Here is a 14,728-nt window from a genome sequence, read left to right on the forward strand (position 1 = left end):
CGGGCTTGCTCCCCCGCGGAATCGAGGTCTACACTGTTTTCATATCGCGAATATAAATTCGCAATCCGAATAAAACCTACGATGTTTGAGAGGTTGTAACGCGGGGAAGGAGGGCGCCGGCATTCGGCGCTTTTCTCGCCCAGTATTGCGAATAAAAATTCGCAATCCGAATTCGACGGATTCCGGCAGCGATGCCGAAGCCCACCGACCAGACTTGAGCGAGGACTTTCCTCTGTCAGAACGGCGAATTAAAATTCGTAATCCGAACTCGATCCGGGTTCGAACCGAACCAGCTGAACTCACAGGGGAGATTGACATGGCGACCGAGAACACAGTCCGTTCCGCATCGAAGGCAAGCAGCGCGGGCGACGCATCCAAGAACACGGTGCAGTCGCTGGCGAAGGGCTTCCGCATTCTCGAAGCGTTCTCGGCCCAGGAGCCGGAACTCACGATGGCGGAAGTGGCGCGTCGCTCCGGGCTGGACAACGCTACCGCGTTCCGCTTTCTCAACACGCTGGTGGACATCGGCTATGTGCAGCGCGTGCCGGACACGCGGCTGTTCCGGCTCTCGCTGAAGGTGCTGAAGCTGGGCTTCGACGCCATCGCTCATGCCGACCTGCGCACCCGGGCCAGACCGATCCTGCGCGCGCTGGTCGGGGAGATCAACGAAGCCGCTTCCATCGGCGTGCTGGATGGCCCGGACGTGCTTTACGCGGAACGCATTCAGGCCGGGCTGACGCGGCTCGGCGTCGATATCCGCATCGGCAGCAGGGTGCCGGCGTATTCCACGGCCGTCGGCTATGCCCTCCTGGCCTGGCTGCCCGAGGACATGCAGGCCCGCGTGCTGGAGGCCCAGCCCCGGCAGAAGCTGACCGATCACACGCTGACCGATCTCGACACCATTCTCGAGCGGCTGAAGATCGTGCGCGCCAAGGGCTATGCGCTGTCGGACCAGGAGACCGTATCGGGGCTCTACGTGGTCGCCGCGCCGGTGCTGGATGTGGATGGCGTGCCGGTTGCGGGCCTCTCCGTGGCGGCCCCCGCGATGAACACCTCGCTTGAAGATTTCGAATCGACCACGGCCCCGGCGGTAGTGCATGCCGCTACCGAACTGGCCCGTGCGTTGCAACCCTCCGGAGGATTCATTCCTCCCACTTTGACCACCAACGTAATGCGCCGTTAGCGCAAGCCTTACCAGGAGACGCACGTGTCTGATATCAACTTCCGCGGCATCATTCCCGCCATCGCAGTCCCCTTCAACGCGGACTACAGCATCAACGAGCCCGAATTGCGCCGCTTCGCCAAATGGCTGGGCGGGCAGGATGGCGTGACCGCGCTGATGACAAACGGCCATACCGGCGAGGTCTTCTCGCTGACGCCGCGCGAACGCGCCGAGGTGACCCGCATCACCGCCGATGCCACCAGGGGCATCTGCCCGGTGATCTCGTCGGTGGTGTGCGAAGGCATCAATGACGCCGTGGAACAAGCCGGCTGGGCCAAGGAAGCGGGCGCCGCCGGACTCGATATCATGCCGCCGCATCACTGGCTGCGCTTCGGCTTCAAGCCGGAACACTGCCTCGACTATTTCAACGCCATCGGCAAGGCCAGCGGGCTGCCGCTGGTGGTGCATATCTACCCCGCCTGGACGCGCGGCTCTTACTCGTCCGAGTTGCTCGCGGAACTGGCGAAGCTGCCGTATGTGAAAGCCTTCAAGATGGGCGAGCGCGAGATGAACAAGTACGCGCGCGACATCAAGGAGATCCGCGCCGCCGACCCCACCAAGGTGCTGATGACCTGCCACGACGAATATCTGCTCGCGTCGCTGGTGCAAGGGCTCGATGGCGCGCTGGTGGGCTTTGCCTCGCTGATTCCCGGCCTGATCAACGACTTGCTCAAGGCGGTCAAGGCCGGTGACCTGCATGAGGCCATGCGCGTGCAAGCGCTGATTAATCCGCTCAAGGACGCGGTGTACGGCGCCGGCGAACCCACGGGCGAAGCGCACGGTCGCATGAAGGCCGCCATGGCGCTGGCCGGCATCCTGCGCGATGGCACCGTGCGCCCGCCGACCCACGCGCCTTCGGCCGCGGAACTGGCCGCCATCAAGGCCGCGCTGGAACACGCTGGCATCACCCAGAAAGCCGCAGCCTGATCGGGCACCGGTCCGGCATCCCGCCGCATAGTGGGCACACAGCGGGCACACAGCGGGCGCAAGACGAGCGCGCGGGGGCCGGGCCCCGCCAGCAATGCATTCCACAGGGGCTTCTGATGGGCCAATCGATGAGCCAATCCATGCAAGACGAGACGAAGCATGCCGTCGTCACCGGCGCCAGTTCCGGCATCGGCGCCGCCATCGCCCGGCGGCTGCTGTCTGCGGGCTGGCGGGTGACCGGTCTTGACCGCGCGCCGGCAGCCAGCACCGAGGGCTTTCGCGCGATCGAAGTCGACCTGACCGATGCGCCGAAGCTTGCCGCCGCCGTGGCCGCCTTGCCACGGGTCGACGCCATCGTCCATGCCGCCGGCTATATGCGCACGGCGGTGCTCGGCGAGCTGAAGGCGGAAGACGGCGAGGGCATGTGGCGCATTCACGTGGAAGCCGCCGCCGTGCTGGCCAATGCGCTGATGCCGACGCTGCCGGATGGCGCGCGCATCGTGCTGATCGGCAGCCGCACGGCGGCGGGAGCCCCGGGTCGCAGCCAGTACGCCGCGACCAAGGCCGCGCTGGCAGGCATGGCGCGCTCCTGGGCGGCAGAGCTGGCGCCACGCGGCATCACCGTCAATGTGGTGGCGCCGGGCGCTACCGAGACCCCCATGCTGAACGATCCCGGCCGCCAGGGCACTCCGCCGCGCACGCCCCCCATCGGGCGCTTTATCCGGCCTGACGAAGTGGCCGCGATGGTGAGCTACCTGCTCGGCCCGGATGCGAGCGCGATCACCGGCCAGCAGATCGTGATCTGCGGTGGCGGGTCACTGTAGGAAACGTCCGACCGCGATACCGAATACCGACTACCGACTATCAACTATCAAGATTCCCAAGACACTGGAGACCAGCCATGTCCGTCCGCATCATCGACATCCGCGAAGTGACGAAGCCAATTTCGTCGCCAATCCGCAATGCCTATATCGATTTCTCGAAAATGACGAGCAGCCTCGTCGCCGTGGTGACCGACGCCTTCCGCGACGGCAAGCGCGTGATCGGCTACGGCTTCAACTCGAACGGCCGTTACGGGCAGGGCGGCCTGATCCGCGAGCGCTTCGCACAGCGGATCCTGACGGCCGATCCGGCCTCGCTGCTGGATGACGCCGGCACCAACCTCGACCCGCATCGCGTGTGGGCCGCCACCATGTCCAACGAAAAGCCGGGTGGCCATGGCGAGCGCTCGGTGGCGGTCGGCACCATCGACATGGCCGTATGGGATGCGGTGGCCAAGATCGCAGGCAAGCCGCTGTTCCAGTTGCTGGCAGAGCGCCATGGCGCCCGCGCCAACCCGCGCGTGTTCGTCTACGCGGCCGGCGGCTACTACTATCCGGGCAAGGACCTGTCCGCGCTGCGCGCCGAGATGCGCTCCTACCTGAATCGCGGCTATAACGTGGTCAAGATGAAGATCGGCGGCGCCAGCCTGGAAGAGGACAGCGCGCGTATCGAGGCCGTCCTGCAAGAGATCGGCGCCGATGCGCAGCTCGCGGTGGATGCCAATGGCCGCTTCGACCTGGATACCGCCATCGCCTATGCCAAGATGCTGCGCGACTACCCGCTGTTCTGGTACGAGGAAGCCGGCGATCCGCTCGACTACCACCTGCAGGCCACGCTGGCCGAGTACTACCCCGGCGCCATGGCCACGGGAGAGAACCTATTCAGCCACCAGGACGCCCGCAACCTGATCCGCTACGGCGCGATGCGCCCCGATCGCGACTATCTGCAGTTCGACTGCGCGCTGTCCTACGGGCTCGTCGAGTACGAGCGCACGCTGGAGGTGCTGAACACCTTCGGCTGGTCGCCGAGCCGCTGCATTCCGCACGGTGGCCATCAGATGTCTCTCAATATCGCCGCCGGCCTCGGTCTGGGCGGCAACGAGAGCTACCCCGATCTGTTCCAGCCCTATGGCGGCTTTCCCGATGGCGTGAAGGTGATCGACGGGCATATCACCATGCCGGAGCTGCCGGGCATCGGCTTCGAGGGCAAGGCCGATCTCTACGCGGAGATGGAGGCGCTGGCGCAGCCCTGAGGGTGAGCCAAAGACGTTCTGCTTGACGACGGTGCCGACTCCCGCCTTCCCCATGGGGAGGGGGGAGTCACCTACAAAACCATAAGCCACCGTCCGCACTCAACGAAGCATCGCTCCGACAGGGGCGAACCTGCAGTCGAGACAGGAGACAACAACCATGCTGTTCCAACGCATCTATCGCTGTGCCGTGGGCGCGCTGCTGCTATGCGCCGCCGCCGTGGCCCATGCGCAGGCTTATCCCAGCAAAGCCGTCCGCGTCATCATTCCGTTCCCGCCCGGCGGTCCGACCGACACCGTCGGCCGCATGCTGGCGCAAAAGCTGTCCGAGCAGACCGGGCAGAGCTTTATCGTCGACAACCGGCCCGGCGGACAGGGCATCATCGGCGCCGATGCGGTGGCCAAGGGTGCCGCCGACGGCTACACGCTGTTGTTCAGCGCCTCCACCTTCACCACCACGCCGATGACGCTGAAGTCGTCGCCCTACGACGTGACGCGGGACTTCGCGCCGATCGCGCTGGTCGGCAAGGGCCCGCTGGCCGTCTCCGTCAACAAGAATCTTCCCATCAAGAACATCAAGGAGCTGATTGCCTACGCGCAGGCGCATCCCGGCAAGATGACGTTCGCGATCGGCTCCCAGGCCTCCGCCGGGCATCTGTCGACGGAACTGCTCAAGCGGGCCGGCAAGATCGATTACCTCGTGGTGCCTTACAAGGGCTCGGCGCCCGCCTACCAGGACCTGATCGGCGGTGCCATCGATGGCTTTATCGATCCGGTGCTCGGCGCGCTGTCTTATCACAAGAGCGGCATGGTGCGGGTGGTCGCGGTGACCTCCAAGGAAAGACTGCCGTCCATGCCTGACGTGCCGACCGTGGGCGAGACGGTGCCGGGTTATGAGTTCTATTCGTGGTACGGGCTGTGGGGCCCGGCCAAGCTGCCGCCGGAAGTGACAAAGCGTCTCAACGCCGAAGTCAACAAGGCGCTGGCCTCGGACCTGCGCGGCAGGCTGGCCGAGCAGGGCTACCTGCTCTCGCCCGGCACGCCTGAAGACTTCGCCCGCTTTGAGAAAGATGACATGGCGCGCGCCGCCAAGATCGTGGCGGAAGCAAAGATCCGCGCGGAATAGGGCGGCCCGGCGCTAACCGCGCATCGCGGCAATGCGGCGTGGCGCTGACTGTGTTTTCACGCGCCACGACTGCAAGAGAAGAGCCCTCAAGCCTTGATGCTGAAAACATGTGCCTGGATCCTGGCGCTGACCGGCCCGCTTCCAAATTGCGTGGCCAATGCGTCCGTGCAGGCGATCGTGGCACGGGACAAGGCGTCGGGGCCCAGGGCCTCCAGTTCGGCGCGGAGCGGGGTCCCCTGGCAGTAGGCCACGGCCACCACGCTGGCCGAGGCCGCGCGGCTCTCCGCGGTCACCGTCGAGCAGGCAATGGGGCTTGAGAAGCCGCCAGCCCGCAGATCGGATTCGACCGTCGCCCTGTCGTGATAGCCATGCGGGGTGCGTGACAGGAACGCCGGCGGATTGTCGGGGAATAGGTTGGCCAGCGTGAGCGTCACCGTGTGCGCGAAGGCGTTGTCCTCGATGCGATCCCACACATTGAACAGCAGCGTGCCGCCCGGCATCAGCACGCGGCGTGCTTCGGCAAAGGCCTTCGGCTTGTCGGGAAAGAACATCGCGCCGAACTGGCAGATCACCAGGTCGAAACGCGCGTCGCCGAACGGCAGTTGCTGCGCGTCTGCTTGCTGCCACGTCACCGGCCGGGACGTGCCAACGGCCTTGGCGCGATCCAGCATCGGCGGATTGAGGTCGGTGGCCACGATGGCGGTGCCGTCGGGCAAGGCGCGCGCCAGCATTCGCGTCACCACGCCGGTCCCCGCGGCAATCTCCAGCACCTGTTTCGGCGCAAGCGAAGCCGCCCGTCCCGCGAGGTCGGCCGCGTACGGCTCGAAGATCAACGGGACCAGCGAAGTGTCGTACAGCTCCGGAATGGAGCCAGCGAAGGCGTTGTCCGTTCCATGCGTGTTCATGGCTCGCTACCTGTCGGGAGGGCTCACGCGCACGGCGCCGCCGAGTCGACGTGTGATTCGATCGATACTTCGGAAGGGTGCGTCGCGTGCTGACTGAGAGCCCGCCGAATAACTATAGGAAGTGAATCAGACGAATCAAAATGTCGATGGCCGTCCCAGCATGAATCACTTGACGCCATGACGAACCCATTCGATTCTTGAGCGTTGCGGCGCAATGCCAACCCCGCCATTGCGTGGAATGCCGCCAGGAGGGTCATATGCCATCGAAGAAGGGTATTCCGCTCCATGTGCATTTGTGGATGTTGTTTGGTTCGATCATCCTCATGGTGGGCGCGCTGACATGCGGTGTGAACTATCTGGTCACCAAGGAAGCCGTGGAAACCGCCACCGCCGATGCCACGCGGCGCATTGGCGAGGAAATGTTCGATGAGGTCGAGGAACTCCTGGCTCCCGCGCAGACTGCCGTCAAGCTGGTCCGCTACAGTTCCCTCGCCACCGCGCAAAACCTTCAGCAACGGATGGCCCGCCTTGCCCTGGCGCGCGAAGCGCTGGAGAGTGCCCCGGTATTGCAGGCGCTGTATATCGGTTATGCCGATGGCGCCTTCTTCTACGTGAGACCGCTCAGAACCGACGCGGACCGCGCTCTCTTCCGCGCCCCGGCCAATGCGGCATACGTGGTCCGCAGTGTCGAGCGGGACGGTCCCGTGCCGATCGGACGTCTCGAATTTTTTGATGCCGAACTTGCCAATATCTGGACAGTCGACGACGCGGGTTTCGCTCGTCGATTCGACCCGCGACAGCGAGGCTGGTACCAGGCCGCATTCGGATCGAATGCATTGGTGCGCACCGATCCGTACGTGTTCTTCACCAATCAGAACGTCGGCGTCACGCTCGCATTCCGTACCCCAGACCAGAAAGCCGTGGTGGGCGGCGATTTCGGCCTCGAAACCCTTGGCCTCATGCTCGCAAAGAAGAAAGCGACCGCGAACACGATGCTTGCCTTGCTCGACCACAGCGGCAAGGTGCTGGGCATCGATAGCAGGCTGCCGGATTCCTTCAACGCGCCCGATACCTTCCGGACGGATCTTCTCGCGGCGCCAGCCGACTATGGCGTTCCTGTGCTCACCGCGCTGGCGGCGACCATTACGCCCGATGCACCGTTGCCCGGCGGCGCAACGCTGACGGTGGGCGGGGAAAGGTGGTACACCACGACGAACATGATATCGGTCGCACCAGGCACGCCCGTCTATCTGTTGTCCGCGATTCCCGAGAATGAATTGCTGGCGGGCGCAAGGCGCCAGGCGTTGACCGGCATGGCGCTGACAATCGGTATCGTGCTGCTGTCGATGCCATGGCTCTGGCTGGCGGCTCGCCGCATCGCGAAGCCGTTGGGGACGTTGGCCGACGGGCTGGCAGGCATTCGCAATTTCGATTTCGATCAGCCGTTGTCGGTGCGAACCCGCATCCGGGAGGTCGTCGCGCTGGCCACCGCTACCGAACAGATGCGCAAGACGATCCGGCACTTCCTGATCATCGTGCAGGCGATTGCCGCCGAGGGCCGCCTCGAACAGCTTTTGCCGGTGCTGTTGAGGAAGACGCTGGATGAAGCCGAGGGCAAGGCTGGTCTTTTCTTGCTGATGGACGGCGACGACCTCGTCGTGGCCGCCGCGCAGGATCGCCACGGCAGCGATATCGCCGGGGAGTTGCCGCGGATGGCGCTGGATCGGGCCCTGCCGCTGATTCGCAGTACGGCCGGCCAGACTCACCCGCAATGCGCCGCCCTGACCGGGGACGAACTCGGCGCCGCCGGACTCGGTGCGCTGGCGGTGGGCAAGACCAGCCACGCTGTCGCCATTCCGCTTGTGAACCAGCAACATGAGCTCCAGGGGCTCATGCTCGTCTTGCGCGAGACGCCGATGGACGCGGCGCAACTGGCTTTCGTCGGCACCTTGTCCACTCTCTTCGCAGGGGCGATCGAGGTGCGGGAACTTGCCAGCGCGCAACGCGCGTTGTTTGATGCGTTCATCCGCCTGCTGGGCGATGCCATCGACGCAAAGAGCCCTCACACCGCGGGCCACTGCTCGCGCGTGCCGGAACTGGTCAAGATGCTGGCGCAGGCGGCATGCGACGCCAGGGACGGTCCCTATCAGTCGTTCTCCATGAGCACAACCGAGTGGGAGGCGCTGCACGTTGCAGCCTGGTTGCACGATTGCGGCAAGGTCACCACCCCCGAGTACATCATCGACAAGGGCACCAAGCTCGAAACCCTCTGCGACAGGATTCACGAGGTACGCATGCGCTTCGAAGTCCTGAAGCGCGAAGCCGAGATCCGTTGCCTGCGCGGCGTGATCGCGGGGGAGGACGCTGCCATCGCCACGGCGCGGCTTGAGCGCGAGCAGCGGGAGCTGGACGATGAGTTTGCCTTCGTGGCCGCATGCAACCAGGGCGGGGAGTCGATGGATGCAGCGCGGAAGGAGCGCCTGCACCGGATCGCCGCGCGCAGCTGGGCCCGGACGCTCGATGATCGCCTCGGCCTCTCGCAGGAGGAACTCGCGCGCAAGACGAAATCGGCGCCAGTCGCGCTGCCCGTGCAGGAACCGCTGCTCGCGGATAAGCCCGAGCACCTTGTCGGGCGCACCGCGCGCGAAGCCATCGCCCCCGACAATCCCTGGGGCTTCAGGCGTGAGGCGCCCACTTACCGGTATCACCGGGGCGAACTGCATAACCTGATGGTCGGAAGAGGCACGCTCTGCGAAGAGGAGCGCTTCGAGATTGAAGACCACATCGTGCAGACGCAAATCATGCTGTCGCGCTTGCCGTTCCCCAAGCACTTGCGCCAGGTGCCGGAGATCGCGGGCAATCATCACGAAAAGATGGATGGCACCGGCTATCCACGGCAATTGCGCCGCGAGGAAATGAGTCCGCTTGCCAGAATGATGGCCATCGCGGATATCTTCGAGGCGCTGACGGCCGCGGACCGTCCCTACAAGAAAGCGAAGACCTTGTCGGAATCGATCGGTATCATGTCGCGCGCCGCGGCACAGCAGCAAATCGATCCGGAGCTCTTCGAGCTCTTCCTGAAATCCGGGGTCTACATGCAGTACGGGCAACGGTTCATGCATGAAGAGCAAATGGACGCGGTTGACATCGATCGATACGTTCGGGGCCCCGCATCGATCGAAAAGCAAGCGACCTGACACAACCATGACAGCGACCGTCATCGCCTTGCGCGATGCGTCGCGAGACCTCATCGAGCACACACACCATGCGGATTCCTCCGGTGAAGGCGATTATCGCCTTCGAAAGCGTTGCCAGAACCAAGAGCGTCAGCCGGGCATCGGAAGAATTAGGCTTGACGGCGTCCGCTGTCAGCCACCAGATCAGCAACCTCGAGGAGGCGCTCGGCCAGGCGCTCTTTTTCCGGCAAGGGCGGGGACTGGCCCTGACGCCGGTGGGCGAGCAATACCTGCGCGACATCACGGGTGTGCTCGCCGACCTGAATCGCGCGACCGAGCGCGCTTCCAGTCCGGCCAACATCGAAATCCTGAGGGTCCATTCGAGTCCGAGCTTCGGCCTGATGTGGCTGTTGCCGCGGCTGGAATCGTTCCAGGCGGACAATGACGACATCCAGCTGAACCTGTCCTGTTCCTATGAGGACGTTTCCTTTACGAGCGGCTACTACGACGTGGATATCCGCCACGGCTACGCGCATTGGCGCGATATCGAGGTCAAGACCTTGCGCCGGGAAACCATCGCGCCGCTCGTCTCGCCGGCATACCTGGAGAAACATCCGATCGCGTCGCCGGCCGATCTGCTCGCGCAGCGCCTGATCTATTCGGAAACCCCTCTTGTGCAATGGCAGCAATGGTTCGCCAGGTTCGGTGTCCCGGGTGCCCACAAGCGGTTCGATTTCACCTTCGACCGCTCGTACATGTCGCTCGAAACAGCGGCGCTGGGCCTCGGGGTGGCGCTGGAAAGCACGCTGCTGGCGTCCGTCATGATCCGCAAGGGTGCCCTTGTGCCGGTGTTCGACGACGCGCATGCGATCGAGGTCGGCAGTCACCACCTCGTCTACCCCCGGCAGAACGCCGACCTGCCGCGCGTCGCGCGTTTCCTCGCCTGGATGGAACGCGCGCTGCCGTCGATCCCCGGCTAGGTGCTACCGGCCGCCAACCCGCAATGTGCCGCCGGCGGCGCCCGGCCGAATTCCCGTCTCCCTATTGCCTGAATATTTCTCAGCAATACCTGAGTCAGACCGCGTTGATCGGAGGGCCGCCAGCGACAACACTCGACCTATCAAAATTCAATGTCAAAGGAGACAAAGATGCTGGTCGAGAAGAACGTAGTCATCATCACCGGTGCGGCTTCCCCGCGCGGAATTGGCAAGGCTACCGCCAAGGCGTTTGCCGCCCAGGGCGCCTCGGTGGTCATCCTGGACCTGCGCCTGGAAGACGCGCAGGCCGCCGCCGGCGAGCTGGGCGACCAGCATCTCGGGCTGGCGTGCGATGTGACGGACAAGGCCGCCTGTGATCGGGCGGTCGCGACGGTGCTGCAGCGCTATGGACGTATAGACGCGCTGGTCAACAATGCCGGCATCACCCAGCCGGTGCGCACGCTCGATATCCAGGCCGCCAACTATGACGCCGTGCTGGACGTCAACCTGCGCGGCACCCTGTACATGTCGCAGGCCGTGCTGCCGCAGATGCGCGAGCAGCAGCGCGGCAGCATCGTGTGCATGTCGTCGGTCTCCGCGCAGCGTGGCGGCGGCATCTTCGGCGGCCCGCACTACAGCGCCGCCAAGGCCGGCGTGCTGGGGCTGGCGCGTGCGATGGCGCGCGAGTTCGGTTCGGATGGCATCCGCGTCAACTCGATCACCCCGGGTCTGATCCAGACCGACATCACCGGCGACAAGCTCACCCCCGAGATGCGCGCCGACATCATCAAGGGCATCCCGCTGGGCCGCCTGGGCAAGGCCACCGACGTGGCCAACGCCTGCGTGTTCCTGGCCAGCGACATGTCCGCCTACCTGACCGGCATCACACTCGATGTCAACGGCGGCATGCTCATCCATTAAGAGGTAGCACCTCTACATCCAGTTGAAGCCGCCCGCAAGAGGCGGAACCCTCGACAGCCGGTGCGTCGCAGTGCGGCGCCACCTGGCAGGAGACACCCGATGAAAACCAAATACGCACCCTCGCCCATGGGCGGCGAGGCGACGCTGCACGCCGATTCCGCGAGCTTCGAGGCCCGCACCTACGCCAAGGTGGTGAAGCGGCTGATCCCGTTCCTGATGCTGTGCTACCTGGGCGCCTATCTCGATCGCGTCAACGTCGGCTTCGCCAAGCTGCAGATGCTGAACGACCTCCAGTTCAGCGAAACCATCTACGGCCTGGGCGCCGGCATCTTCTTCCTCGGCTATTTCATCTTCGAGGTGCCGAGCAACGTGATCCTCCACAAGGTCGGCGCCAAGCGCTGGCTGGCGCGGATCATGCTGACGTGGGCGGTGATCTCTGCCTGCTTCGCCTTTGTCAGTACGCCAACACAGTTCTACATCCTGCGCTTCCTGCTAGGTGCGGCCGAGGCGGGCTTCGCCCCCGGCGTGATCCTGTACATGACCTACTGGTTTCCGTCCGAGCGTCGCGCCAAGGCTTTGTCGCTGTTCTTCATGGCCATCCCGCTGGCCGGCATCGTAGGCGGGCCGCTGTCGGGCTACATCATGCATGCCTTCCACGGCATGGGCGACCTGGCCGGCTGGAAATGGCTGTTCCTGCTCGAGGCACTGCCGTCGCTGTTCCTCGGCGTGGCCATCCTGTTCTACCTGGACAACGGCATCGACCAGGCCCACTGGCTTACCGACGCCGAGAAGGCGCTGCTCAAGCGCAATATCGAAGGCGACAACGCGCAGAAGACGGAGCACATGTCGATCCGCTCCTTCATGGGCGACCGTCGCCTGTGGCTGATGGCCGGGATCTACTTCTGCGTGGTGCTGGGTCAGTACGGACTGACGTTCTGGCTGCCCACCATCATCCGCAAGGCCGGCGTGGCCGATCCGCTGTGGGTGGGCATCTACACCGCGCTGCCGTACCTGTGCGCCATCGTGGCGCTGCCGCTGGTCGGCATGAGCGCCGACCGCCACCGCGAGCGCCGTTTCCACCTGATCGTGCCGATGGTGGTCGCCGCCGCCGGGTTCGCCACCTTGCCGCTGCTAGGCAGTGTCGGCGCATCGCTGGTATGCCTGTGCATCGCCGCCGCCGGCATCCTGGCCTCGTCCTCGCAGTTCTGGGCGCTGCCCACGGCGCTGCTGGGCGGCATGTCGGCCGCAGCGGGCATCGCCGCGGTCAACTGCGTCGCCAACCTCGCCGGCTTTTTCTCGCCCGCCATCGTTGGCTGGCTCAACGACCTGACCGGCAAATCCACCGCCGGGCTGGTGTTCATCTCGGCCACCGTGGTGTTTGGCGCCATGCTGGTCTTCCTGGTCCCGGCCAAATCCGTGAACCGCTGAGGCTCCATTCCATGAATTCCGATCGATTGATTGCAGGAGACACCATGCAACACCCAACCACCGACCAGGCCGTGTCCTTGCGGGAACGCGCCTACCGCATCCGCCGCAACGCCCTGCTGATGGGCGAAGTGCAGGGCCAGGGCTACATCGGCCAGGCGCTCGACATCGCCGATGTGCTCGCCGTGGCTTACTTCGACGCCATGCGTTATCGCCCGGAAGACCCGGAGTGGGAAGGGCGCGACCGCTTCCTGCTCTCCAACGGCCACTACGCCATCGCGCTGTACGCCGCGCTGCTGGAGGCCGGCATCCTGCCCGCCGAAGAACTGGAGACCTATGGCAGCGACGACAGCCGCCTGCCGATGTCCGGCATGGCCAGCTACACGCCCGGGATGGAGATGTCCGGCGGTTCGCTGGGGCACGGGCTGACCATCGCAGTGGGCCGTTGCCTGGGGCTCAAGCGCAAGGGCTCGGATAACTTTGTCTACACGCTGTTTTCCGACGGCGAGCTGGATGAAGGCGCGATCTGGGAAGGCATCCTCTCCGCCGCCCACTGGAAGCTGGACAACCTGATTGCCGTGGTCGACGTCAACAACCAGCAGGCCGACGGGCCCTCCACGCAGATCATGGCGTTCGAGCCGCTGACGCCCAAGCTGGAAGCGTTCGGCTGGTTCACGCAGCGCGTGGATGGCAACGACATCGACGCCGTGGCCGCCGCCTTCCGTGCGGCGCGCGAACATCGCGGCGCGCAGCCGCGCATGATCATCTGCGATACGCGCATGGGGTGCGGCGTACCGTTCCTCGAACAGCGCGAGAAGAATCACTTCATCCGCGTGGATGCCGACGAATGGCAACTCGCACTGCAGGCCCTCGAAGCCGGGAGACAAGCATGAGCAACACCAACACCACCGTGGCCACCCATGCCACCAGCGCGAAGCCGAAGCTCAAGACCTCGGCGATGATCGCCTCCATCGCCGGCGAGGGGCAAGCCACCCGGTCGGCCCCGTTTGGCCACGCGCTGGTGGAACTCGCCCGCCAGAAGCAGAACGTGATCGGCATGACCGCCGATCTGGGCAAGTACACCGACCTGCATCTCTTTGCCAAGGCGTTTCCCGAGCGCTACTACCAGATGGGCATGGCCGAGCAGCTCCTGATGGGCGCGGCGGCGGGCCTTGCGCATGAGGGCGCCCAGCCGTTCGTCACGACCTATGCCGTGTTCGCAACGCGGCGCGCCTACGACTTCATGCATCAGGCAATCGCCGAGGACAACCTGGACGTGAAGATCGTTTGCGCGCTGCCCGGCCTGACCACCGGCTACGGCCCTAGCCATCAGGCCGCGGAAGACCTGGCGCTGATGCGCGCGATGCCCAACATGACGGTGATCGACCCGTGCGACGCCATTGACATCGAGCAGATGGTGCCGGCCATCGCCGCGCACAATGGGCCGGTGTATGCGCGCCTGCTGCGCGGCAACGTGCCGGTGGTGCTGGACGAGTACGACTACAAGTTCGAACTGGGCAAGGCCAAGCTGTTGCGCGATGGCGCCGAGGTGCTGGTGATTTCGTCGGGCATCATGACGATGCGCGCGCTGGAGGTGGCCAAGGCGCTGGAGAAGGATCGCATCGGCGTGGCGGTCCTGCACGTGCCGACCATCAAGCCGCTGGATACGGAGACCATCCTGCGCGAGGCCAAGCGGCAGGGGCGCCTGGTGGTGGTGGCCGAAAACCACACCGTGATCGGCGGCCTGGGCGAAGCCGTGGCCACCACGCTGATGCGGGCGGGCACATCCGTGCCGTTCCGGCAGGTCGGCCTGCCGGACGCGTTCCTGGACGCGGGAGCACTGCCCACGCTGCACGACCGCTACGGCATCTCGGCGGACGTGATGGCGGAGTCGATCCGGCAGTGGATCAAGTAGAGACTATCGACAGGTGCGGGGGGCGGGGCGACCAGTATGGGCAGTCCCCGCCTGAAGCGTGGG

At 65.0% G+C, this 14,728-nt stretch carries 12 protein-coding genes; 11 read left to right on the plus strand and 1 reads right to left on the minus strand.

What is annotated here, in order from left to right; all coding sequences use genetic code 11:
* The first annotated feature begins 316 nt into the window (after positions 1-316).
* The 5 genes from BLR29_RS13840 (at position 317) to BLR29_RS13860 (ending at position 5,346) form a co-directional block, all read left to right on the plus strand.
* Complete coding sequence (locus BLR29_RS13840) at positions 317-1,183, plus strand: IclR family transcriptional regulator (protein ID WP_092137574.1); 867 nt, start codon at positions 317-319, stop codon at positions 1,181-1,183.
* Between the two features lie 24 nt (positions 1,184-1,207).
* Positions 1,208-2,149, plus strand: coding sequence for a dihydrodipicolinate synthase family protein (locus BLR29_RS13845; RefSeq protein WP_092137575.1), 942 nt, complete (start codon positions 1,208-1,210; stop codon positions 2,147-2,149).
* 140 nt (positions 2,150-2,289) lie between these two features.
* Entirely contained in the window at positions 2,290-2,973 is a 684-nt protein-coding gene (locus tag BLR29_RS13850; protein ID WP_369804607.1) for an SDR family NAD(P)-dependent oxidoreductase, read from the plus strand.
* A 77-nt stretch (positions 2,974-3,050) separates the two neighbouring features.
* Positions 3,051-4,223 (plus strand): mandelate racemase/muconate lactonizing enzyme family protein, encoded by a 1,173-nt coding sequence (locus BLR29_RS13855; protein ID WP_092137576.1) that lies wholly within the window; start codon positions 3,051-3,053, stop codon positions 4,221-4,223.
* 157 nt (positions 4,224-4,380) lie between these two features.
* Positions 4,381-5,346 carry a Bug family tripartite tricarboxylate transporter substrate binding protein gene (locus BLR29_RS13860; protein ID WP_092137577.1) on the plus strand — a complete coding sequence of 322 codons (966 nt, stop codon included), beginning with the start codon at positions 4,381-4,383 and terminating at the stop codon, positions 5,344-5,346.
* Between the two features lie 86 nt (positions 5,347-5,432).
* Here BLR29_RS13860 and BLR29_RS13865 read toward each other — a convergent pair whose 3' ends face one another.
* Positions 5,433-6,251 (minus strand): class I SAM-dependent methyltransferase, encoded by an 819-nt coding sequence (locus tag BLR29_RS13865; protein WP_092137578.1) that lies wholly within the window; start codon positions 6,249-6,251, stop codon positions 5,433-5,435.
* A gap of 257 nt (positions 6,252-6,508) precedes the next feature.
* Between BLR29_RS13865 and BLR29_RS13870 the strand changes: the two genes are divergently transcribed.
* From BLR29_RS13870 to BLR29_RS13895, 6 genes are all read left to right on the plus strand, one after another.
* Positions 6,509-9,448 carry an HD domain-containing phosphohydrolase gene (locus BLR29_RS13870; protein ID WP_092137579.1) on the plus strand — a complete coding sequence of 980 codons (2,940 nt, stop codon included), beginning with the start codon at positions 6,509-6,511 and terminating at the stop codon, positions 9,446-9,448.
* Between the two features lie 68 nt (positions 9,449-9,516).
* On the plus strand, positions 9,517-10,407 hold the full coding sequence (locus BLR29_RS13875) for a LysR substrate-binding domain-containing protein (protein WP_092137580.1): 891 nt from the start codon (positions 9,517-9,519) through the stop codon (positions 10,405-10,407).
* Positions 10,408-10,575: 168 nt separating this feature from the next.
* Positions 10,576-11,325 (plus strand): SDR family NAD(P)-dependent oxidoreductase, encoded by a 750-nt coding sequence (locus BLR29_RS13880; protein WP_092137581.1) that lies wholly within the window; start codon positions 10,576-10,578, stop codon positions 11,323-11,325.
* 99 nt (positions 11,326-11,424) lie between these two features.
* A complete protein-coding gene (locus BLR29_RS13885) occupies positions 11,425-12,753 on the plus strand; it encodes an MFS transporter (protein WP_092137582.1) in 1,329 nt (442 codons plus the stop codon).
* A 44-nt stretch (positions 12,754-12,797) separates the two neighbouring features.
* Entirely contained in the window at positions 12,798-13,643 is an 846-nt protein-coding gene (locus BLR29_RS13890; protein WP_092137583.1) for a transketolase, read from the plus strand.
* Positions 13,640-14,665 (plus strand): transketolase family protein, encoded by a 1,026-nt coding sequence (locus tag BLR29_RS13895; protein WP_092137584.1) that lies wholly within the window; start codon positions 13,640-13,642, stop codon positions 14,663-14,665. Before BLR29_RS13890 ends, BLR29_RS13895 begins: the two co-directional genes overlap by 4 nt.
* Positions 14,666-14,728: the final 63 nt, after the last annotated feature.

This window comes from Cupriavidus sp. YR651 (assembly GCF_900101625.1).
Taxonomy (GTDB): Bacteria; Pseudomonadota; Gammaproteobacteria; order Burkholderiales; family Burkholderiaceae; genus Cupriavidus.

Coding starts and splice junctions, on each gene's coding strand:
- BLR29_RS13840 (WP_092137574.1), top strand. CDS start 317: ATGGCGACCGAGAACACAGTCCGTTCCGCATCGAAGGCAAGCAGCGCG.
- BLR29_RS13890 (WP_092137583.1), top strand. CDS start 12,798: ATGCAACACCCAACCACCGACCAGGCCGTGTCCTTGCGGGAACGCGCC.
- BLR29_RS13870 (WP_092137579.1), top strand. CDS start 6,509: ATGCCATCGAAGAAGGGTATTCCGCTCCATGTGCATTTGTGGATGTTG.
- BLR29_RS13860 (WP_092137577.1), top strand. CDS start 4,381: ATGCTGTTCCAACGCATCTATCGCTGTGCCGTGGGCGCGCTGCTGCTA.
- BLR29_RS13855 (WP_092137576.1), top strand. CDS start 3,051: ATGTCCGTCCGCATCATCGACATCCGCGAAGTGACGAAGCCAATTTCG.
- BLR29_RS13880 (WP_092137581.1), top strand. CDS start 10,576: ATGCTGGTCGAGAAGAACGTAGTCATCATCACCGGTGCGGCTTCCCCG.
- BLR29_RS13850 (WP_369804607.1), top strand. CDS start 2,290: ATGCAAGACGAGACGAAGCATGCCGTCGTCACCGGCGCCAGTTCCGGC.
- BLR29_RS13875 (WP_092137580.1), top strand. CDS start 9,517: ATGCGGATTCCTCCGGTGAAGGCGATTATCGCCTTCGAAAGCGTTGCC.
- BLR29_RS13895 (WP_092137584.1), top strand. CDS start 13,640: ATGAGCAACACCAACACCACCGTGGCCACCCATGCCACCAGCGCGAAG.
- BLR29_RS13865 (WP_092137578.1), bottom strand. CDS start 6,251: ATGAACACGCATGGAACGGACAACGCCTTCGCTGGCTCCATTCCGGAG.
- BLR29_RS13885 (WP_092137582.1), top strand. CDS start 11,425: ATGAAAACCAAATACGCACCCTCGCCCATGGGCGGCGAGGCGACGCTG.